At 73.5% G+C, this 19,214-nt stretch carries 16 protein-coding genes; 14 read left to right on the forward strand and 2 right to left on the reverse strand.

Annotated elements, in window-relative coordinates:
* Positions 1-150 precede the first annotated feature (150 nt).
* The 10 genes from GHR20_RS20430 to GHR20_RS20475 all read left to right on the forward strand — a co-directional run bounded on the left by GHR20_RS20430 (position 151) and on the right by GHR20_RS20475 (position 13,189).
* Positions 151-1,362 carry a hypothetical protein gene (locus tag GHR20_RS20430; protein WP_153814000.1) on the forward strand — a complete coding sequence of 404 codons (1,212 nt, stop codon included), beginning with the start codon at positions 151-153 and terminating at the stop codon, positions 1,360-1,362.
* Between the two features lie 410 nt (positions 1,363-1,772).
* Positions 1,773-2,609: a TIGR03084 family metal-binding protein gene (locus tag GHR20_RS20435; RefSeq protein WP_153814001.1), complete on the forward strand. Its 837-nt coding sequence runs from the start codon at positions 1,773-1,775 to the stop codon at positions 2,607-2,609.
* Positions 2,606-4,282: an acyclic terpene utilization AtuA family protein gene (locus GHR20_RS20440; protein ID WP_153814002.1), complete on the forward strand. Its 1,677-nt coding sequence runs from the start codon at positions 2,606-2,608 to the stop codon at positions 4,280-4,282. Before GHR20_RS20435 ends, GHR20_RS20440 begins: the two co-directional genes overlap by 4 nt.
* Positions 4,279-5,877 carry a carboxyl transferase domain-containing protein gene (locus tag GHR20_RS20445; protein WP_153814003.1) on the forward strand — a complete coding sequence of 533 codons (1,599 nt, stop codon included), beginning with the start codon at positions 4,279-4,281 and terminating at the stop codon, positions 5,875-5,877. Before GHR20_RS20440 ends, GHR20_RS20445 begins: the two co-directional genes overlap by 4 nt.
* 5 nt (positions 5,878-5,882) lie before the next feature.
* Positions 5,883-7,724: a biotin carboxylase N-terminal domain-containing protein gene (locus tag GHR20_RS20450; RefSeq protein WP_153814004.1), complete on the forward strand. Its 1,842-nt coding sequence runs from the start codon at positions 5,883-5,885 to the stop codon at positions 7,722-7,724.
* Between the two features lie 54 nt (positions 7,725-7,778).
* Entirely contained in the window at positions 7,779-8,939 is a 1,161-nt protein-coding gene (locus tag GHR20_RS20455; RefSeq protein WP_153814005.1) for an acyl-CoA dehydrogenase family protein, read from the forward strand.
* A gap of 22 nt (positions 8,940-8,961) precedes the next feature.
* A complete protein-coding gene (locus tag GHR20_RS20460; protein WP_153814006.1) occupies positions 8,962-10,530 on the forward strand; it encodes a 4-coumarate--CoA ligase family protein in 1,569 nt (522 codons plus the stop codon).
* Positions 10,527-11,264: an enoyl-CoA hydratase family protein gene (locus tag GHR20_RS20465; protein WP_153814007.1), complete on the forward strand. Its 738-nt coding sequence runs from the start codon at positions 10,527-10,529 to the stop codon at positions 11,262-11,264. The genes GHR20_RS20460 and GHR20_RS20465 overlap by 4 nt, the downstream gene beginning before the upstream one ends.
* Positions 11,265-11,268: 4 nt before the next feature.
* Positions 11,269-11,895, forward strand: a complete 627-nt coding sequence (locus GHR20_RS20470; RefSeq protein ID WP_153814008.1) for a TetR/AcrR family transcriptional regulator — start codon at positions 11,269-11,271, stop codon at positions 11,893-11,895.
* A 262-nt stretch (positions 11,896-12,157) separates the two neighbouring features.
* Positions 12,158-13,189: a 2-oxoglutarate and iron-dependent oxygenase domain-containing protein gene (locus tag GHR20_RS20475; RefSeq protein ID WP_153814009.1), complete on the forward strand. Its 1,032-nt coding sequence runs from the start codon at positions 12,158-12,160 to the stop codon at positions 13,187-13,189.
* A gap of 27 nt (positions 13,190-13,216) precedes the next feature.
* Here GHR20_RS20475 and GHR20_RS20480 read toward each other — a convergent pair whose 3' ends face one another.
* Complete coding sequence (locus GHR20_RS20480; RefSeq protein ID WP_181516339.1) at positions 13,217-14,317, reverse strand: citrate synthase 2; 1,101 nt, start codon at positions 14,315-14,317, stop codon at positions 13,217-13,219.
* A 138-nt stretch (positions 14,318-14,455) separates the two neighbouring features.
* Between GHR20_RS20480 and pdxH the strand changes: the two genes are divergently transcribed.
* The 3 genes from pdxH (at position 14,456) to GHR20_RS20495 (ending at position 17,354) form a co-directional block, all read left to right on the forward strand.
* Complete coding sequence (gene pdxH, locus GHR20_RS20485; RefSeq protein ID WP_153814010.1) at positions 14,456-15,142, forward strand: pyridoxamine 5'-phosphate oxidase; 687 nt, start codon at positions 14,456-14,458, stop codon at positions 15,140-15,142.
* Between the two features lie 362 nt (positions 15,143-15,504).
* On the forward strand, positions 15,505-15,834 hold the full coding sequence (locus GHR20_RS20490) for a GNAT family N-acetyltransferase (protein ID WP_243878083.1): 330 nt from the start codon (positions 15,505-15,507) through the stop codon (positions 15,832-15,834).
* A gap of 113 nt (positions 15,835-15,947) precedes the next feature.
* Complete coding sequence (locus GHR20_RS20495; protein ID WP_111584032.1) at positions 15,948-17,354, forward strand: PAS domain-containing protein; 1,407 nt, start codon at positions 15,948-15,950, stop codon at positions 17,352-17,354.
* Between the two features lie 19 nt (positions 17,355-17,373).
* On the opposite strand, the gene GHR20_RS20500 is transcribed toward GHR20_RS20495, so the two are convergent.
* Positions 17,374-18,129: an SIS domain-containing protein gene (locus tag GHR20_RS20500; RefSeq protein ID WP_148024971.1), complete on the reverse strand. Its 756-nt coding sequence runs from the start codon at positions 18,127-18,129 to the stop codon at positions 17,374-17,376.
* A 262-nt stretch (positions 18,130-18,391) separates the two neighbouring features.
* Between GHR20_RS20500 and GHR20_RS20505 the strand changes: the two genes are divergently transcribed.
* Positions 18,392-19,084 carry a metal-dependent transcriptional regulator gene (locus GHR20_RS20505; RefSeq protein WP_037662230.1) on the forward strand — a complete coding sequence of 231 codons (693 nt, stop codon included), beginning with the start codon at positions 18,392-18,394 and terminating at the stop codon, positions 19,082-19,084.
* Positions 19,085-19,214: the final 130 nt, after the last annotated feature.

Below are 19,214 nucleotides of genomic sequence, written 5' to 3' on the forward strand. Positions count from 1 at the left end.
GCAGGCGTGCGGCGCCCGGGCTTTCCCGTGGCGGGTTGGCCGAATGGGCAGGGGTGGACCGGGCCGGGGGCGGGGGCGATGTGTACGTTGGCGGAAAGGGGTCCACGGCGTCCTCGGGGGCGCCGGCAACAGGCAGGGGAACAGGAACGCATGGCACGTGTCGCCGTCATCACCGCGCCCAACATCGGCTACCGCAACACCGGGATGCTGACCGTCGACCTGGCCTTCGAGGCGATGCGGCGGCGGATGGGGGACGCGGTCGAGGCGAGCTGGTACACGCTGCATCTGCCGCAGACCGTGCCGCTGCGGGGGTTGCGGGAGGGTGTGCGCGGCGCGGAACTCCCCTTCCGGTTCCGTTCGTTGATCGACGAGGTCGACACCCTGCGCGAGCACGACGCGGTCGTCTTCTGGGGCGACTTCCTGCACGCCCGGCACTACCTCGTCCAGGACGCCTCCAACCGGCTCCTCGACTACGGGCTGGTGAAGGACCGGGCCGCCGCCCGCGCCCTGCTCAACCGGACGCTGCTGCTCGCCGACCAGCCGGACGAACTGCTCGACCGCACCCTCAGCTACGGCGGCACGATCCTGCACAACACGCAGTCGGACCACGAGGACAAGGAGTACGGCCCCCTGTTCACGCGGCTGATGACGCGCAGCCACCGGATCTGGCTGCGTGATCCGCTGTCGGCGGCCAAGCTGGGGCATCTGCGCGGGGACCGTGCGACCGACCACTTCGGCTCCGACGCGGCCCTGCTCAACCGCCCCGGCGACCTGGACTGTCTGCCGGTCACGCCGTGGTCCCAGGACCTCCCGGAGGGCGGCGCGATCGGGGTGTTCCTCGGTGCCCGTACGAAGATCCCCGACTGGCTCCCCGGGTTCTGCCAGGGGCTCGCGGAGCGGCTGGACGCGCCCCTGGAGTGGATCCCCTGGTTCGACGGGGACGTCCCGCGGCAGGCCGGGCACCTTCCCACCCGCCCCGGTGATCCCACCGTCGGCGACCTGCTCGGCGTCCTGCCCCGCTACCGCCTCGTCATCACCGACACCTACCACCTGTGCGTCAACGCCTGGGGCGCCGGCACCCCGGTGGTCTGCGTCGGCGCGCCCGAGCCGGTGCCGACGACCGACCGCGACTACCTGACGCTCAGCGATGTGAAGAAGCACGTCCTGCACATGGCGTACGACGCGGCCGACTTCTACCTGCCCACCGTCGACAACAGCCCCGAGGGGCACGAGCGGCGGGCCGAGCGGATCGTCCGTCTCGTGGAGGGCGGAGGAGCGGCCGCCGTGGCCGAGCGGATCCGCGAGCACGCCGACCACTCGGCCGACTCCTTCACGAAGACCCTCGGCTCACTCCTGGGATGAACCCGGGCCCACCCCGGAAAAGAGCCCGCACCGGCCCCACCGACCCCACCGGCCCCACTGGTCCAGTCGGACCTGCCGGTCGGGCCGGACCTGCCGGCCCCACGGGCCCCACGGGCCCCACGGGCCCCCACCGATCCAGTCGGCCTCACCGGTCCGGTCGGACCTGCCAGCCCAGTCGGTCCCTCCAGTCCGGTCGGCCCCACCGGCCCCACCGGCCCCACCAACTCCACCAACCACACCAACCCCACCGGAGCCGCCGGTCCAGTGGCACCACTCGGTCCCACCGATCCAGGCGGCCCCGCCAGTCCCACCGACCCCACTGGCCCCCCCCGGAACCCAATCCCAACGTCGGCCGAATAAATCATGCAAGCACGCTTGATTGTTTCCACCCCCGCTGCCATGCTCCCCTCATGGCCGACCCGACGCCCGTCATCGACGATCTGCGTGCCGAGAGCGAAGAACTGGACCGGCTCGTCGCCCGGTTGACGCCCGAGCGGTGGGCGCTCGCCACCCCGGCGCCCGGCTGGACCCTCGCCCACCAGATCGCCCATCTCGCCTGGACCGACCGCGCGGCGCTGGCCGCCGTCACCGACGCGGACGGGTTCCGCGCGCTGGTCGAGAAGGCCCTCGCCCAGGGCGATTCCTTCGTGGACGAGGGCGCGGAGGAGGACGCCGGGCTGCCGCCCGCGGAGCTCCTCGCGCGCTGGCGGTCCGGCCGCGACGCCCTCGACGCGGCCCTGCGCGCGGCCGAACCCGGCGCCCGTTTCCCCTGGTTCGGGCCGCAGATGGCTATCGCCTCCATGGCCACCGCCCGTCTCATGGAGACCTGGGCCCACGGCCTGGACATCGCCGACGCGCTCGGTGTCACCCGCGCCCCCACCGGCCGCCTCGCCCACATCGTCCGACTCGGCGTGCGCACCCGGGACTTCGCGTACACGGTGCACGGACTCACCCCGCCCGCCGAGGAGTTCCGCGTCCGGCTCACCGCGCCCAGCGGCGCCGTGTGGGGGTACGGTCCCGACGACGCCCCGCAGCGCGTCACCGGACCGGCCCTCGACTTCTGCCTCCTCGTCACCCAGCGCGCCCACCGCGACGACCTCGCCCTGACCGCCGTGGGCCCCGACGCGGACCGCTGGCTGGACATCGCCCAGGCGTTCGCGGGCCCACCGGGAAGCGGCCGGAAGGCGAGGCTGCCGCAGGAGCCGACGGACGGGACGACCGGCCCGGCGGCGGGAACCGGCCGGTGAACCCGCTGCGGATAGGCAACTTCTCCGGCTTCTACGGCGACCGCGCCGACGCCCTGCGCGAGATGCTCACCGGCGGCGAACTCGACGTCCTCACCGGCGACTACCTCGCCGAACTCACCATGCTGATCCTCGCCCGCGACCGGCTGAAGGACCCCGGCGCCGGATACGCCCGCACCTTCCTGCGCCAGCTGGAGGAGTGCCTCGGCCTGATCCAGGAGCGCGGGGTGCGGATCGTCACCAACGCGGGCGGGCTCAACCCCGCCGGACTAGCGGCAAAGACACGCGAGTTGGCCGACCGGCTGGGCATACCCCTGCGCGTCGCGCACGTCGAGGGCGACGACCTGACCGCCGCCCACCCCGGCACCCTCGCCGCCCACGCCTACCTCGGCGGGTTCGGCATCGCCGAGTGCCTGCGGGCGGGCGCGGACATCGTGGTCACCGGGCGGGTGACCGACGCGGCCCTCGTCACCGGGCCCGCCGCGGCCCATTTCGGCTGGGAGCCGGGGGAGTTCGACAAGCTGGCCGGGGCCGTCGTCGCCGGGCACGTGCTGGAGTGCGGGACGCAGGCCACCGGCGGGAACTACGCCTTCTTCCGGGAGGGCGACGTACGGCGGCCCGGCTTCCCGCTCGCCGAGATCCACGCCGACGGCAGCAGCGTCATCACCAAGCACCCCGGCACCGGCGGGTTCGTGGACATCGGCACGGTCACCGCGCAGCTGCTGTACGAGACCGGGGGCGCCCGGTACGCCGGACCCGATGTCACCGCCCGGCTCGACAGCGTCCGGCTCAGCCAGGACGGACCCGACCGGGTGCGCGTCGAGGGGGTGCGCGGGGAGGCGCCCCCGCCGACGCTCAAGGCCGGGCTCAACCGGCTCGGGGGCTTTCGCAACGAGGTCGTCTTCGTGCTCACCGGGCTCGACATCGAGGCCAAGGCGGAACTCGTCCAGGACCAGCTGGCGGCGGAGATCGCGACGTCGCCGCCGGCCGACGTCCGCTGGGAACTCGTCCGCACCGACCGCCCCGACGCCGGCACCGAGGAGACCGCGAGCGCCCTGCTGCGTCTCGTCGTACGGGATCCGGACCAGCGGGTCGTGGGGCGGGCGCTCAGCGGAGCGGCCATCGAGCTGGCGCTCGCCAGTTACCCCGGATTCCATGTGCTCGCCCCGCCCGGCAAGGGCGACCCCTACGGGATCTTCGAGGACGCGTACGTGCCCCAGGGGGAGGTGCCCCACACGGCCGTCCTCCCCGACGGGCGGCCCGTACGGGTCCCCCCGCCGCCGCGGACGCGGCCCCTGGAGGAGGCCCCCTCCCCGGACCTGCCCGACCCGCTCCCGCCCGGTGCCACCCGCCGCGCCCCCCTCGGCCTCGTCGCCGGCGCCCGCAGCGGGGACAAGGGCGGGAACGCCAACGTGGGGGTGTGGGCCCGCACCGACGAGGCGTGGCGGTGGCTCGCGCACGAGCTGACCGTGGACCGCTTCCGGGAGCTGCTCCCCGAGAGCCGCGACCTGCCCGTCACCCGTCACCCGCTCCCCGGGCTGCGCGCCCTGAACTTCGTCGTCACCGGCATCCTCGGCGCCGGCGTCGCCTCCCGGCACCGCTTCGACCCGCAGGCCAAGGCCCTCGGCGAATGGCTGCGCTCCCGCCACCTGGACATCCCGGAGGCCCTCCTGTGACCGTCCTCGACACGGCCCTGGACACCCACCACCCCGACTACACGGCCCGTCGCGAGGCCATGCTCGGCAAACTCGCCGCACTGGACGGCGAACACACCAAGGCGCTCGCGGGCGGCGGCGAGAAGTACGTCCAACGGCACCGCGAGCGTGGCAAGTTGCTCGCCCGGGAGCGTATCGAGCTGCTCCTCGACCCGGACACCCCGTTCCTGGAGCTGTCCCCGCTCGCCGCCTGGGGCAGCGAGTACGCCGTCGGCGCCTCGCTCGTCACCGGCATCGGCGTGGTCGAGGGCGTGGAGTGCCTGATCACCGCCAACGACCCGACCGTGCGCGGCGGCGCCAGCAATCCCTGGAGCCTGAGGAAGGCCCTGCGCGCCAACGACATCGCGCTCGCCAACCGGCTGCCCTGCATCAGCCTGGTGGAGTCGGGCGGCGCCGATCTGCCCTCGCAGAAAGAGATCTTCATCCCCGGCGGCGCCATCTTCCGTGATCTCACCCGGCTTTCGGCCGCCGGAATCCCGACCGTGGCCGTCGTCTTCGGCAACTCCACGGCGGGCGGCGCCTACGTCCCCGGCATGTCCGACCACGTGATCATGGTCAAGGAACGGGCCAAGGTGTTCCTCGGCGGCCCGCCGCTGGTGAAGATGGCCACCGGCGAGGAGAGCGACGACGAGTCCCTGGGCGGCGCCGAGATGCACGCCCGCGTCTCCGGGCTCGCCGACTACTTCGCCGTGGACGAGCGGGACGCCCTGCGCCAGGCGCGCCGGGTGGTCGCGCGGCTCAACCACCGCAAGGCGGGCGCCGATCCGGGCCCGGCCGAGCCGCCCGAGTACGACCCGGAGGAACTGCTGGGCATCGTCCCCGGGGACCTGAAGATCCCCTTCGATCCGCGCGAGGTCGTCGCCCGGATCGTGGACGGCTCCGACTTCGACGAGTTCAAGCCGCTGTACGGCACCAGCCTGGTGACCGGCTGGGCGGCGCTGCACGGCTACCCCGTCGGCATCCTCGCCAACGCCCAAGGGGTGCTGTTCAGCGCGGAGTCGCAGAAGGCCGCCCAGTTCATCCAGCTCGCCAACCAGCGCGACATCCCGCTGCTCTTCCTGCACAACACCACCGGCTACATGGTCGGCAAGGAGTACGAGCAGGGCGGGATCATCAAGCACGGCGCGATGATGATCAACGCGGTGTCCAACTCCCGGGTCCCGCACCTCTCCGTCCTCATGGGCGCCTCCTACGGCGCCGGGCACTACGGCATGTGCGGCCGGGCCTACGACCCCCGCTTCCTGTTCGCCTGGCCCAGCGCCAAGTCCGCCGTCATGGGCCCCCAGCAGCTCGCGGGGGTGCTGTCGATCGTCGCCCGGCAGTCGGCGGCGGCGAAGGGCCGGCCGTACGACGAGGACGCGGACGCCGCCCTGCGCGCCATGGTGGAGCAGCAGATCGAGTCCGAGTCGCTGCCGATGTTCCTGTCGGGGCGGCTGTACGACGACGGCGTCATCGACCCGCGCGACACCCGTACCGTCCTCGGCCTGTGCCTCTCCGCGATCCACACCGCCCCCTACGAGGGCGCGCGCGGCGGCTTCGGCGTCTTCCGGATGTGAGGCCCATGATCCAGACACTGCTGGTCGCCAACCGCGGCGAGATCGCCTGCCGTATCTTCCGCACCTGCGCCGACCTCGGCATCCGTACGGTCGCCGTGTACTCGGACGCCGATGAGCGCGCCCTGCACACGCGCCGGGCGGACGCGGCGGTACGGCTGCCGGGCGCGGCGCCCGCCGACACCTATCTGCGCGGCGACCTGGTCGTGAAGGCCGCCCTCGCGACCGGCGCGGACGCCGTGCACCCCGGTTACGGCTTCCTCTCCGAGAATCCGGACTTCGCCCGCGCGGTCCTGGACGCCGGTCTGACCTGGATCGGGCCGCCCCCCGAGGCCATCGAGGCCATGGCCTCCAAGACGCGCGCCAAGCGGCTGATGGGCCTCGAACCCCTGGGGGAGGTCACCCAGGGGGACCTGCCGGTCCTGGTGAAGGCGGCGGCCGGCGGCGGGGGGCGCGGAATGCGGATCGTGCGCCGCCTGGACGAGCTCCGGGACGCCCTGGAAGGGGCGCGCGCGGAAGCGGCGAGCGCCTTCGGGGACGGCGAGGTGTTCGTCGAGCCGTACCTGGAGAACGGCCGCCACATCGAGGTGCAGATCCTCGCCGACACCCACGGCACCGTCTGGCCGCTGGGCACCCGCGACTGCTCCCTCCAGCGCCGTCACCAGAAGGTGATCGAGGAGGCCCCGGCACCCGGCCTGCCCGAGCGCCTGGCGCGGGAGCTGCGGACGCTGGCGGTGCGGGCCGCGCGCGCCGTCTCCTACGTCGGCGCGGGCACCGTCGAGTTCCTGGTCGCCGACGGCCGCGCGCACTTCCTGGAGATGAACACCCGGCTCCAGGTCGAACACCCGGTGACGGAGGCGGTGTTCGGGCTCGACCTGGTCGCCGAGCAGCTCCGGATCGCCGAGGGCCACGCCCTGGAGCAGGACCCGCCGGGCCCGCGCGGCCACGCGATCGAGGTCCGCCTCTACGCCGAGGACCCGGCCCGCGACTGGGCCCCGCAGACCGGCACCCTGCACCGGCTCGCCGTACCGCCCGGGGTCCGCCTGGACACCGGCTACGGCGACGGCGATCCCATCGGCGTCCACTACGACCCGATGCTCGCCAAGCTCGTCGCCCACGCCCCGACCCGGGCGGAGGCGGTCCGGCGGCTCGCGGGCGCCCTGGAGTCGGCGGTGCTGCACGGCCCCGTCACCAACCGCGACCTGCTCGTCCGCTCCCTGCGCCACGAGGAGTTCACCTCCGGCCGGATGGACACCGGCTTCTACGACCGCCACTTGGCCGCCCTCACCGCGCCCGCCCCCGACCCGCTCGCCCCGCTGGCCGCCGCCCTCGCCGACGCCCACGGCCGCTCCCGCTTCGGCGGCTGGCGCAACGTGCCGTCCCAGGACCAGGTCAAGCGGTACGCGGCGGCGGGGGAGGAGACCGAGGTCCGCTACCGGCACACCCGCGCGGGCCTGGCGGCGGACGGGGTACGGATCGTCCGCGCCGACGCGGGCACGGTCGTACTCGAAGCGGACGGCGTACGACGGACGTTCGCGGTGGCGCGGTACGGCGACGAGGTGTACGTGAACACCGAGCGGCTTCTCGCGCTGCCCCGCTTTCCCGATCCCACCGCCCAGCTCGCCCCGGGCTCCCTGGTGGCGCCGATGCCCGGCACGGTCGTACGTGTCGCCGAGGGCCTGACGGAGGGCGCGACGGTCACCGCCGGCCAGCCCCTGATCTGGCTGGAGGCGATGAAGATGCAGCACCAGATCTCGGCCCCGACCGCGGGCACCCTGACCTCTCTGCACGCCGAGCCGGGACAGCAGGTGGAGCCCGGTCTGCTGCTGGCGGTGGTGCAGCCGGCCTGAGGGCCGCGGGAACCGCGCGATCAACCACATCGAAGCCGCACCCGGAGGACTCGCATGACCACCCACATCGAATCCGAAGAACACACGGCCCTGCGGTCGGCCGTATCCGCCCTCGGCAACCGTTACGGCCGCGACTACCTCACCCGCACCCTCGCCGAGGGCAAACCCCTCACCGAACTCTGGTCGGAGGCCGGGAAGCTGGGCTATCTCGGCGTCAACCTGCCGGAGGCGTACGGCGGTGGCGGCGGCGGTATCACCGAACTCTCCATCGTCCTGGAGGAGTTGGGTGCCGCCGGCTCCCCCCTGCTCATGCTCGTCGTGTCCCCCGCCATCTGCGGCACCGTGATCGCCCGCTTCGGCACCGAGGCGCAGAAGCGCGACTGGCTGCCCGGCCTCGCCGACGGCACGAAGCTGATGGCCTTCGGCATCACCGAACCCGACGCCGGTTCCAACAGCCACCGCATCACCACCACCGCCCGCCGCGACGGCGCGGACTGGCTGCTCACCGGCCGAAAGGTGTTCATCTCCGGCGTGGACATGGCCGACGCGGTACTGATCGTCGGCCGCACCGAGGACGCCCGCACCGGCCGCCTCAAGCCCTGCCTGTTCATCGTGCCGACCGACGCACCCGGCTTCCGGAAGCACCCGATCGACATGGAACTCAAGGCCGCGGAGAAGCAGTTCGAGCTGGTCCTGGACGATGTGCGGCTGCCCGCCGACGCGCTCGTCGGCGACGAGGACGCGGGCCTGCTCCAGCTGTTCGCCGGGCTCAACCCGGAGCGCGTCATGACGGCCGCGTTCGCCATCGGGATGGGCCGCTACGCGCTCGGCCGGGCCATCGAGTACGCCCGGGACCGCACCGTCTGGAAGACGCCCATCGGCGCGCACCAGGCGATCGCGCACCCCCTGGCGCAGGCGCACATCGACCTGGAGCTGGCCCGGCTGATGATGCAGAAGGCGGCCCGGCTCTACGACGCGGGCGACGACATCGGCGCGGGCGAGGCCGCCAACATGGCCAAGTACGCGGCCGGCGAGGCATGCGTGAAGGCCGTCGACCAGGCCGTGCACACCCTCGGCGGCAACGGCCTCACCCGCGAGTACGGGCTCGCCTCGCTGATCACGGCCGCGCGGGTGGCCCGTATCGCGCCGGTGAGCCGGGAGATGATCCTCAACTACGTCTCCCACCAGAGTCTGGGCCTGCCCAAGTCGTACTGAGCCGCAGCCGCTTGGAGGAACCGTGTTCCGCAGCGCGTACGCGCCCGTCCCGCCCGTCGAACTCCCCGTCCATGACGCCGTGCTGGGCCACGCGGCCGGCTTCGGTGAGCGGCCCGCGCTGGTCGACGGCACGGACGGGACCACGCTCACGTACGAGCAGCTGGACCGGTTCCACCGGCGGCTCGCCGCCGCGTTCGCCGAGGCGGGCGTTCGCAAGGGCGATGTCCTCGCCCTGCACAGCCCCAACACCATCGCCTTCCCGACCGCCTTCTACGCCGCCACCCGCGCGGGCGCCACCGTCACCACGGCCCATCCGCTCGCCACCGCCGAGGAGCTGGCCAAGCAGCTGCGGGACAGCGGGGCCCGCTGGCTGGTCACCGTCTCCCCGCTGCTGGCCACCGCCCGCCGCGCCGCCGAACTGGCGGGCGGCGTACGGGAGATCTTCGTGTGCGACAGCGCCCCCGGGCACCGCTCGCTGATCGACCTGCTCGGCACGGCGGCGCCCGAACCGGAGATCACCTTCGACGTGGCGGAGGACGTCGCGGTGCTGCCGTACTCCTCCGGCACCACCGGCGTGCCCAAGGGGGTGATGCTCACCCACCGGCAGATCGCCACCAACCTGGCGCAGCTGCAGTCCGCCGCGCCCACCGGACCCGGTGAACGCATCCTCGCCGTCCTGCCGTTCTTCCACATCTACGGCCTGACCGCGCTGATGAACGCGCCCCTGCGCCTGGGCAGCACGGTCGTCGTGCTGCCCCGCTTCGACCTGGAGACCTTCCTCGCCGCGATCGAGAAGCACCGCATCACCGGCCTCTACGTCGCCCCGCCGATCGTCCTCGCCCTCGCCAAGCACCCCGCGGTCACCCGCTACGACCTCTCCTGCCTCCGGTACGTCCTGTGCGCCGCCGCCCCGCTGGACGCCGCGCTCGCCCGCGCCTGCGCGCACCGCCTCGGACTGCCCCCGATCGGCCAGGCGTACGGCATGACCGAACTGTCCCCGGGCAGCCATGTCGTCCCGCTCGACCGGCTGCACGACGCGCCCGCCGGGACCGTCGGCAAGCTGATCGCGGACACCGAGATGCGGATCACCGCCCTGGACGACCCCGCCCGCGACCTCGGCGCGGGCGAGACGGGCGAGATCCTGATCCGGGGACCCCAGGTGATGAAGGGCTACCTGGGCCGGCCCGAGGCCACCGCCGAGCTGATCGACGCGGACGGCTGGCTGCACACCGGCGACGTGGGCCGAGTCGACGGCGACGGCTGGCTGTTCGTGGTGGACCGGGTGAAGGAACTCATCAAGTACAAGGGCTTCCAGGTGGCCCCCGCCGAACTGGAGGCCCTGCTGCTCACCCATCCCGGCATCGCCGACGCGGCGGTCGTCGGCCACTACGACGAGGACGGCAACGAGGTGCCGCACGCCTTCGTCGTCCGCCGCTCCGACGGCGGCGAACCCACCGAGAACGACGTGCTGCTCTACGTGGCCGAGCGCGTCGCACCGTACAAACGCGTCCGCGAGGTCACCTTCACCCACAGCGTGCCGCGCGCCGCCTCCGGGAAGATCCTGCGGCGCGAGCTCAGGGAGCGCATATGACCACCACCATCGGACGCTCGCGCACCCGCGGCGTCGAGACCCTCAGCCTGGACGCCACCGGCACCCGCAACGCCCTGTCCGCGAGCCTCGTCGCCGCCCTCGCCGACGCGCTGGCCGAGTGCGGCGGGGACCCGGACGTACGGGCCGTCGTCCTCACCCACACCGGCACCACCTTCTCGGCCGGCGCCGACCTGCGCGAACCGCCGCACCCGGACGCGCTGGTCGCCCTGCTGCGGCAGCTCGTCGCCCTGCCCAAGCCGGTCCTCGCCCGGGTCACCGGGCATGTCCGCGCGGGCGGCCTCGGCCTGCTCGCCGCCTGCGACCTGGCCTTCGCGGGCGCCGCGGCCACCTTCGCCTTCACCGAGGTGCGCATCGGGGTGGCCCCCGCGGTGATCTCGCTGCCGCTGCTGCCGCGCGCCGATCCGCGCGCCCTGGCCCGCTACTACCTCACCGGGGAGCGCTTCGGCCCCGGGGAGGCCGTGCGCACCGGGCTGCTCACGGCCGCGGCCGACGATGTGGACGAGGCCCTGGCACCCGCCCTGGACGGGCTGCGCCGCTCCGCGCCCGAGGCCCTGACGGAGACGAAACGGCTGCTCACGGCTAGGGTGCTGGAGACATTCGACCGGGACGCGGCCGACCTGACCGCGCTCTCGGCCCGCCTGTTCGCCTCCGACCAGGCCCGGGAGGGGATGACGGCCTTCCTGGAGAAGCGGGATTCGGCATGGGTGGTGTGAGCAGATGAGTACGACGGCGGACCGCGCCCGCGGGCCACGGACGGACCGGGACCGGCAGCCCAAGCAGGACCGCAGCCGGGCCACCCGGCAGCGGCTCCTGGAGGCCGCCGTCGCCTGTCTCGCCGAACACGGCTGGGCGGGCTCCACGGTCGCCGTCGTCGCCGAGCGCGCCGGGGTCTCCCGGGGCGCGGCCCAGCACCACTTCCCGACCCGCGAGGACCTGTTCACGGCGGCCGTCGAGTACGTCGCCGAGGAGCGCTCCAGCGCGCTGCGCGAACTCTTCCCGGACGGCGCCGAGGGCGACCGCCGGGCCGTCGTCACCGCCCTGGTCGACCTCTACACCGGCCCGCTCTTCCGGGCCGCCCTCCAGCTGTGGGTGGCCGCCTCCAACGAGGAGCAACTGCGCGGCCGGGTCACCGAACTGGAGGCCCGCGTCGGCCGCGAGACCCATCGCATCGCCGTCGATCTGCTGTGCGCCGACGAATCCCGGCCCGGTGTCCGCGAGACCGTCCAGGGCCTCCTCGACATGGCCCGCGGCCTCGGCCTCGCCAACGTCCTCACCGACGACACGGTCCGCCGCGAACGGGTCGTGGCGCAGTGGGCGGCCCTGGTGGAGACGTCACTCGGCTGAGCCGGGGGCTTCGCCGGGCTCCGGCGGCGTGACGCGCGCCACATCCCTATCGCGGTGCGCGCAGTACGCTGGGCGCATGCTTCTGATGCTCGTCCGACGCCGCCACGTGGACTACGTGCGCGTCACGAGCATGGGCTGTCGGCGCCACGTCGCCTGATCCAGCCCCCAACTCGCGCCACATTCTGCGCGCTTCCTCTTTCCGGCACCCGGGGGCCGTGTACCCCTGCGGCCGCCCGTGCCCCGTACACCCTGCGGACACACCATGACTTCGCACACCGCGACGACGTCGTCGTACGACCAGCTGCCCGTCATCGACCTCTCCGCCGCCGACCGCGGCCCCCGCAGCCGGGACCTGCTGCACGCCCAGCTGCACGGCGCCGCGCACGACGTCGGCTTCTTCCAGCTGGTCGGGCACGGCGTGACCAGGGCCGAGACCGACGCGCTGATCACCGCCATGCGCGCCTTCTTCGAGCTCCCCGAGGCCGACCGGCTGGCGCTGGACAACGTCAACTCCCCGCACTTCCGGGGCTATACGCGCACCGGCGACGAGCGCACCGGCGGCGCCCGCGACTGGCGCGACCAGCTCGACATCGGCGCCGAGCGGCCCGCCCGGGTGCCCGGCCCCGGCGAGCCGCCGTACTGGTGGCTTCAGGGCCCCAACCAGTGGCCGGCCGCCCTGCCCGAGCTGCGCACCGCCGCCCTCGCCTGGATCGACCGGCTCAGCGCGGTCGCCCAGCGCCTGCTGCACGAGCTGCTGACCGCCATCGGCGCCCCCGCCGACTTCTACGACCCGATCTTCGGCGACCGGGCCCACCCGCACCTCAAGCTGGTGCGCTACCCCGGCAGCGCGGGCGACGGCGCGGACCAGGGCGTCGGCGCGCACAAGGACTACGGCTTCCTCACCCTGCTGCTTCAGGACACCGTCGGCGGCCTCCAGGTCCAGCGCGAGGACGGCCGCTTCCACGACGTGCCGCCGCTGGAGAACGCCTTCGTCGTCAACCTCGGCGAACTCCTGGAGGTCGCCACCAACGGCTACCTCCTCGCCACCAACCACCGGGTGGTCAGCCCGGCGGGGGCGACGGAACGCTTCTCGATCCCGTTCTTCTACAACCCCCGCCTGGACGGCAAGGTCGCCCCGCTCCCCTTCCCGGGCGCCACCCGGGCCCCGGGCATCACCACCGACCCGACGAACCCCCTGTTCGCCGAGTACGGCTACAACGAGCTGAAGGGCAAGCTGCGGGCGCACCCGCTGGTGGCGGAGCGGCACCACGGCGACCTGCTGACACCGGCCTAGGCGGCGCCCCCAGGGGGCGCCACCCCCCTACTGGGCGATATCCGCGTACCCCTCGATGTCCTGCGGCCGGCGCGACCCCGGGCCCACATACCTCGCGGTCGGCCGCACCAGCCGGCCCGTCCGCTTCTGCTCCAGGATGTGGGCCGACCACCCCGCCGTGCGCGCACACGTGAACATCGACGTGAACATGTGCGCCGGCACCTCCGCGAAGTCCAGCATGATCGCCGCCCAGAACTCCACGTTCGTGGCCAGCACCCGGTCCGGCCTGCGGTTGTGCAGTTCCTCCAGGGCCGCCTTCTCCAGCGCCTCCGCGACCTCGAAGCGCGGCGCGCCCAACTCCCGCGCCGTACGCCGCAGCACCCGCGCCCGCGGGTCCTCGGCCCGGTACACCCGGTGCCCGAACCCCATGAGCCGCTCGCCCCGGTCCAGGGCCCGCTTCACATAGCCCTCCGCGTCCCCGGTGCGCTCGATCTCCTCGATCATCCCGAGCACCCGGGAGGGCGCCCCGCCGTGCAGCGGGCCGGACATCGCGCCGACGGCGCCGGAGAGCGCGGCGGCGACGTCCGCGCCGGTGGAGGCGATGACCCGGGCGGTGAACGTGGACGCGTTCATGCCGTGCTCCGCGGCCGACGTCCAGTACGCGTCGACCGCCGCGACATGCCGGGGGTCCGGCTCCCCGCGCCAGCGGATCATGAACCGTTCCACGACCGACCTGGCCTTGTCGATCTCCCGCTGCGGCACCATCGCCAGGCCCTGCCCGCGCGCGGACTGGGCGACGTACGACAGGGCCATCACGGCGGCCCGCGCCAGGTCCTCGCGCGCCTGCCGCTCGTCGATGTCGAGCAGGGGCTGCAACCCCCAGACGGGGGCCAGCATGGCGAGCGCGGACTGGACGTCCACGCGGATGTCACCGGAGTGGACCGGGATGGGGAAGGGCTCGGCGGGCGGCAGTCCCGGGTTGAAGGAGCCGTCGACCAGCAGGCCCCACACATTGCCGAAGGAGACATGGCCGACCAGGTCCTCGATGTCGACGCCCCGGTAGCGCAGGGCACCGCCCTCCTTGTCCGGTTCGGCGATCTCCGTCTCGAACGCTACGACTCCTTCGAGCCCGGGTACGAAGTCGGACATCAGGCGGCTCCTCGTGCTGGGCGGGCGGCGCGGCTCTGAACGGGCCTGGGATCAGCACGATAGCTGCCTATCCCGCTCTTGGAGAGACTTGACGACACTGAGTGCCAGCAGGCCCATTAGATACGGCAAGATGACCGCGTGACCGACCGCGAACCACTCCTGGATCCCGTCCTCGACCCCGCCGCGATGCGCAAGCAGTACCGGGCCGACGGACTCGCCGAACAGGACCTCGCCACGCACCCGATGGACCAGTTCGCACGCTGGTTCGAGGATGCGGCCCGGGCGGCCCTTCACGGCACGCTCTACGAGCCGAACGCCATGGTCGTCGCCACGGCGGACGCCGAGGGGCGGCCCAGCTCACGCACCGTGCTGATGAAACAGTTCGACACCGAGGGCTTCGTCTTCTACACGAACTACGACTCCCGCAAGGGCCGGGACCTCACCGCGAACCCGTACGTCTCGCTGCTCTTCCCCTGGCATCCGCTGGCCCGGCAGGTCATCGTCACGGGCGGCGTCCGGCGCACCGGGCGGGACGAGACCGCGGCCTACTTCCGCACCCGGCCGCACGGCTCCCAGCTGGGCGCCTGGGCCAGCACGCAGTCCACGGTGATCGGCACGCGCGCCGAACTGGACGCCGCCTACGCCGAGTTGGCGGAGCGCTACCCCGAGGGCGAGCGGGTCCCGGTGCCCCCGCACTGGGGCGGCTTCCGTGTCGTACCCACGCGTGTGGAGTTCTGGCAGGGCCGCGAGAACCGGCTGCACGACCGGCTGCGCTACACCGCCCGCCCGGACGGCGGCTGGGAGGTCGACCGCCTCAGCCCCTGAGGGCCCCCGGAAACGTCCGAAAAGGGCCCCCGGAACGCAGACGACCCGCGAGCTGGGTTCCTCCGGGGAGGAGCCGGCCGGACGTACCGGCAGCTCGCGGGTCGGGTGACTGCTTGGGATTGGGCCGGCTGCACGCATCTCTCACGTGCCGGTCCGGCACCGCACTGAGCGTGGTGACGGGCCGCTAGCCCGCAGCCACCTCACGCGTCCGGTATCCATACATTCGCCGAACCACCTCCCTTCTGTGTGCCTACAGCCTAGGAACCGGCCGGGGCGGGCTCAACTGTTTTTTCCGGGGCGTCCGCCGGCGCTCCCGGATCGCCCGAATGGACCAGCCGCGTCGGTGGGGAGGACTGCTCCCTGTGAACGATCTTCGGACGGCCCCGGTCGTGGGCGGCGACCTGCCGAAGCGGTGGCGGCCCGTGCGCGACGCGGTGGTGGCGACCGTGATCACGCGGACGCCGCCCGAATTCCGGCGCCGGGGATTCGGGACGGTGATCTACGGGAACGCGCTGGACCGGGCCCGCGCACGGGGCGCCGGCGTCGTCGAGACCCGCGTGCCGGCGGCCGACGGGGACGGGCCGCGGTTCGCCGTACGACGGGGATTCGAGGAGGTCGAGCGCCACATGCCGGACGGTGAGCGGGACGAATGGGTCGACCTGCGACTTCTGGGGACGGGAGCCGGGGATTGATTCCCTTCATCTTGAGGGAACAGGATGTGGGCTGCGTCACGTTCGAGTTGAATGAGGGGCAGTGAGCGGAACGGGCGCCTTACGTGCGCCGACGCAGCGTGCAGGGGGTCCAGGTGAGTGCTTCCCGGCGGAGTGGGGCCACCGATGAGCTCGGGCCCGACGAGCCCGGCGCGTCGGAGCGGCCCGGCGGGTCGGATCTGCTGGCCGCGCTGCTGGACGGCATGGACGCGGCCCTGTGCGCCTTCGACGCGGACGGCGTCGTCACGCACTGGAACCGCGAGGCCGAGCGCATCCTCGGCTGGAGCGCCAAGGACGCGGTCGGGCGGCAGGGGTTCGCCGGCTGGGCCGTGCGCAGCGCGGACGCCGGGGAGGTGCAGGCCCGCCTGCTCTCCGCGATGCGGGCGCAGGGACGGCAGGTGCACGAGTTCGCGCTGCTGACCAAGGACGGCGGCCGGGTCCTCGTGCGCACCCAGTCCGCCGCCGTACGGGGCGCCGACGGCGAGCCCGCGGGCGTGTACTGCGCCTTCAGCGAGGTGCACGCCCAGATCGACCTGGAGCGGTCCATCGCCCTGAGCGAGGCCCTGTTCGAGGACGCCGAGTGGGGTGTCGTCCTGGTCGACGCCGATCTGCGCCCCGCCGTCGTCAACGCGCACGCCTCGCGCGCCCTCGGCATCGGGCGCGCCTCCGCGCTGGGGCGGCCGCTCGGCGAACTGCTCGCCCAGGGCGTGGAGGAGCTGGAGGCCGCGCTGACCCATGTCCTCGCCGAGGGCGCGCCGCCCGCGCCCGCCGAGGTGTGGGTGACCCTGCGGAACCCCGCCGAGGGCGAGCAGCGCCGCTGCTGGCGCAACGCCTTCCTGCCGCTCGCCTCCCCGCTCGCCGAGGAGCCCGTGCCGCTCGGCGTCGGCTGGCTCTTCACGGACGTCACCGAGGCCAAGCGGGGCGAGCAGGAGGCCGCGCTGCTGCGCTTCCGCACCAAGCAGCTGCACCGCGCGGCCCGTGCCGCCGCCGAGTGCGAGGACCCGCTGGAGGCGGCCACCGTCCACCTCGACTACGCCCTCGCCGGGTTCGCCGACCACGCCCTGATCGACCGGGTCGCGGACGCGCCGCGCACCCCGGGCGCCGAGGGGGCGGGCGCGGTACGACTCGTACGGCTCGCCGCCACCCCCGCCGGGGCGCCGGGCCCGAGCGTGCTCACCGGGGCCGCCGGGCTGCCCGTGCGCTACGAGCCGGGGCATCCGGCGCTGAGCTGCGTGGAGCGCACCGGGTGCGTGCGCGCGGAGGCCGGTTCGGTGCCGCCGGAGCTGGCCCGGGAGTGGGCGCTGCGCCGGCAGTGGCCCGGGGACGCGGTGCACGCCCTGTGCGCGGTGCTGCGCAGCCGGGGCCGCACGCTCGGCGTCGTGACCTTCCTGCGCGGCGCCGCCCGCACCCCCTTCGAGCGCTCCGACGCGTCGTACGCCGAGGACGTGGCGCTGCGGATAGCGGCGTCGCTGGACCTCGCGGGGGCGGTGCGGGAGCGCTGAGACCGGGCGGCCGAAGGGGTCAGCGGCGGTAGAAGATCCGGTCGCCGTACTCGTCCATCACCCGGTTGTTCCAGTCGTGGCCGCCGTCCACGTTCCCCGAGCGCAGCAGCGGGGGTTCGACGCCGCGGTCGGCGAGGGTGGCGGCGGTGGTGGCGAGGACGGCCTGCATCAGCGCCGTGGTGACCACCGTGGAGGCGGGGGCGAAGGGGGCCGGGATGGTGTCGAGGGTCAGTTCCGCGTCGCCGACCGCGATCTTCGAGTCGAGGACGAGGTCGCAGTGGTCCTTCAGGAACGTGCCGGAGGAGTGCCGGGACGTCGTCTGCGCCGCGTAGGCCACCGAGGTCACGCCGATCACCGTGATGCCGAGGGCGCGGGCCCGCTGGGCCATCTCGACGGGCAGCGCGTTGCGTCCCGACAGGGAGATGATCACGAGGGCGTCGCCGGAGCGCAGCGGCGAGGTGTCGAGCACGGCGCTCGCGAGCCCGTCGACGCGTTCGAGCGCGGAGCCGAGGGTGGCGGGGGTGACGTCCACGCCCACCACGCCGGGGACGGTGAGCAGATTCATCAGGGCGAGCCCGCCCGCGCGGTAGACGACGTCCTGCGCGGCGAGCGAGGAGTGCCCGGCACCGAAGGCGAACAGCCGGCCGCCGCTCACGACGGTGTCGGCGAGCAGGGTGCCGGCGGCCTCGATCGCCTCCGCCTCCTCCTCCTTGAGCCGTCGCAGGAGGGTGATGGCGGCGTCCAAGAACAGGTCGGCAGGCGTGCCGTCGCTCATGCGGTGCCCCTTCGCAGCGTCTGTGTCGCGGATCACGGTGCGGTCTGGACCAGTGCGGTGTCAATACGGCCGCCGCCGTTCCGGCACGGGGGCCGCCGCCGTTCCGGCACGGAGCCCGCTCCGCTTCCGGCGCGGGGGCCGCTCCCGTCCCCCGATCCGCCTCGTTCCCACCGGTGCCACCCGCTTGTCGGTGGCATCCGGCAGAATTGGGTTGAGGCCAGCGCACGCGCCAGGTGCCGGCAGAGGTAATCGAGGGGCACGTATGTCCGGACTGATCGACACCACGGAGATGTATCTCCGCACCATCCTCGAACTGGAGGAGGAAGGCGTCGTCCCCATGCGCGCCCGGATCGCGGAGCGGCTCGACCAGAGCGGGCCGACGGTGAGCCAGACGGTGGCGCGGATGGAGCGGGACGGCCTGGTCGCCGTCGCCAGCGACCGCCATCTGGAGCTGACCGGCGAGGGCCGCAGGCTCGCCACCCGGGTGATGCGCAAGCACCGCCTCGCCGAGTGCCTGCTGGTCGATGTGATCGGCCTGGAGTGGGAGCAGGTGCACGCGGAGGCGTGCCGCTGGGAGCACGTGATGAGCGAGGCCGTCGAGCGCCGCGTCATGGAGCTGCTGCGCCACCCGACCGAGTCGCCGTACGGCAACCCGATCCCCGGGCTCGAGGAGCTGGGCGAGAAGGACGGCGCCGATCCGTTCCTGGACGAGGGCATGGTCTCCCTGGCCGACCTGGACGCGGGCACGGACGGCAAGACCGTCGTCGTACGCCGGATCGGCGAGCCCATCCAGATGGACGCGCAGCTGATGTACACCCTGCGCCGGGCCGGTGTGCAGCCCGGTTCCGTGGTGAGCGTGACCGAGTCGGCCGGCGGGGTGCTGGTCGGCAGCGGCGGTGAGGCCGCCGAGCTGGAGGCCGACATCGCCTCCCACGTGTTCGTCGCCAAGCGCTGAGCCGCACCGGCCCGGTACGGGTACGACAGAGGGCCCCGGCGCCTCGCGGCACCGGGGCCTGTCCTCCCCTGCGCTGACCCGGAGCCCCGAGCTCCCAGGGTCAGTCCCCTTCGGACCGTTTTTCCCCGAG

Source organism: Streptomyces sp. SUK 48 (assembly GCF_009650765.1).
Lineage (GTDB): Bacteria > Actinomycetota > Actinomycetes > Streptomycetales > Streptomycetaceae > Streptomyces.

Excerpts from the sequence above, each read along its gene's own strand:
- GHR20_RS20430 (WP_153814000.1), top strand. The coding sequence starts at position 151 with ATGGCACGTGTCGCCGTCATCACCGCGCCCAACATCGGCTACCGCAAC.
- GHR20_RS20435 (WP_153814001.1), top strand. The coding sequence starts at position 1,773 with ATGGCCGACCCGACGCCCGTCATCGACGATCTGCGTGCCGAGAGCGAA.
- GHR20_RS20450 (WP_153814004.1), top strand. The coding sequence starts at position 5,883 with ATGATCCAGACACTGCTGGTCGCCAACCGCGGCGAGATCGCCTGCCGT.
- GHR20_RS20455 (WP_153814005.1), top strand. The coding sequence starts at position 7,779 with ATGACCACCCACATCGAATCCGAAGAACACACGGCCCTGCGGTCGGCC.
- GHR20_RS20465 (WP_153814007.1), top strand. The coding sequence starts at position 10,527 with ATGACCACCACCATCGGACGCTCGCGCACCCGCGGCGTCGAGACCCTC.
- GHR20_RS20470 (WP_153814008.1), top strand. The coding sequence starts at position 11,269 with ATGAGTACGACGGCGGACCGCGCCCGCGGGCCACGGACGGACCGGGAC.
- GHR20_RS20475 (WP_153814009.1), top strand. The coding sequence starts at position 12,158 with ATGACTTCGCACACCGCGACGACGTCGTCGTACGACCAGCTGCCCGTC.
- GHR20_RS20480 (WP_181516339.1), bottom strand. The coding sequence starts at position 14,317 with ATGTCCGACTTCGTACCCGGGCTCGAAGGAGTCGTAGCGTTCGAGACG.
- GHR20_RS20500 (WP_148024971.1), bottom strand. The coding sequence starts at position 18,129 with ATGAGCGACGGCACGCCTGCCGACCTGTTCTTGGACGCCGCCATCACC.
- GHR20_RS20505 (WP_037662230.1), top strand. The coding sequence starts at position 18,392 with ATGTCCGGACTGATCGACACCACGGAGATGTATCTCCGCACCATCCTC.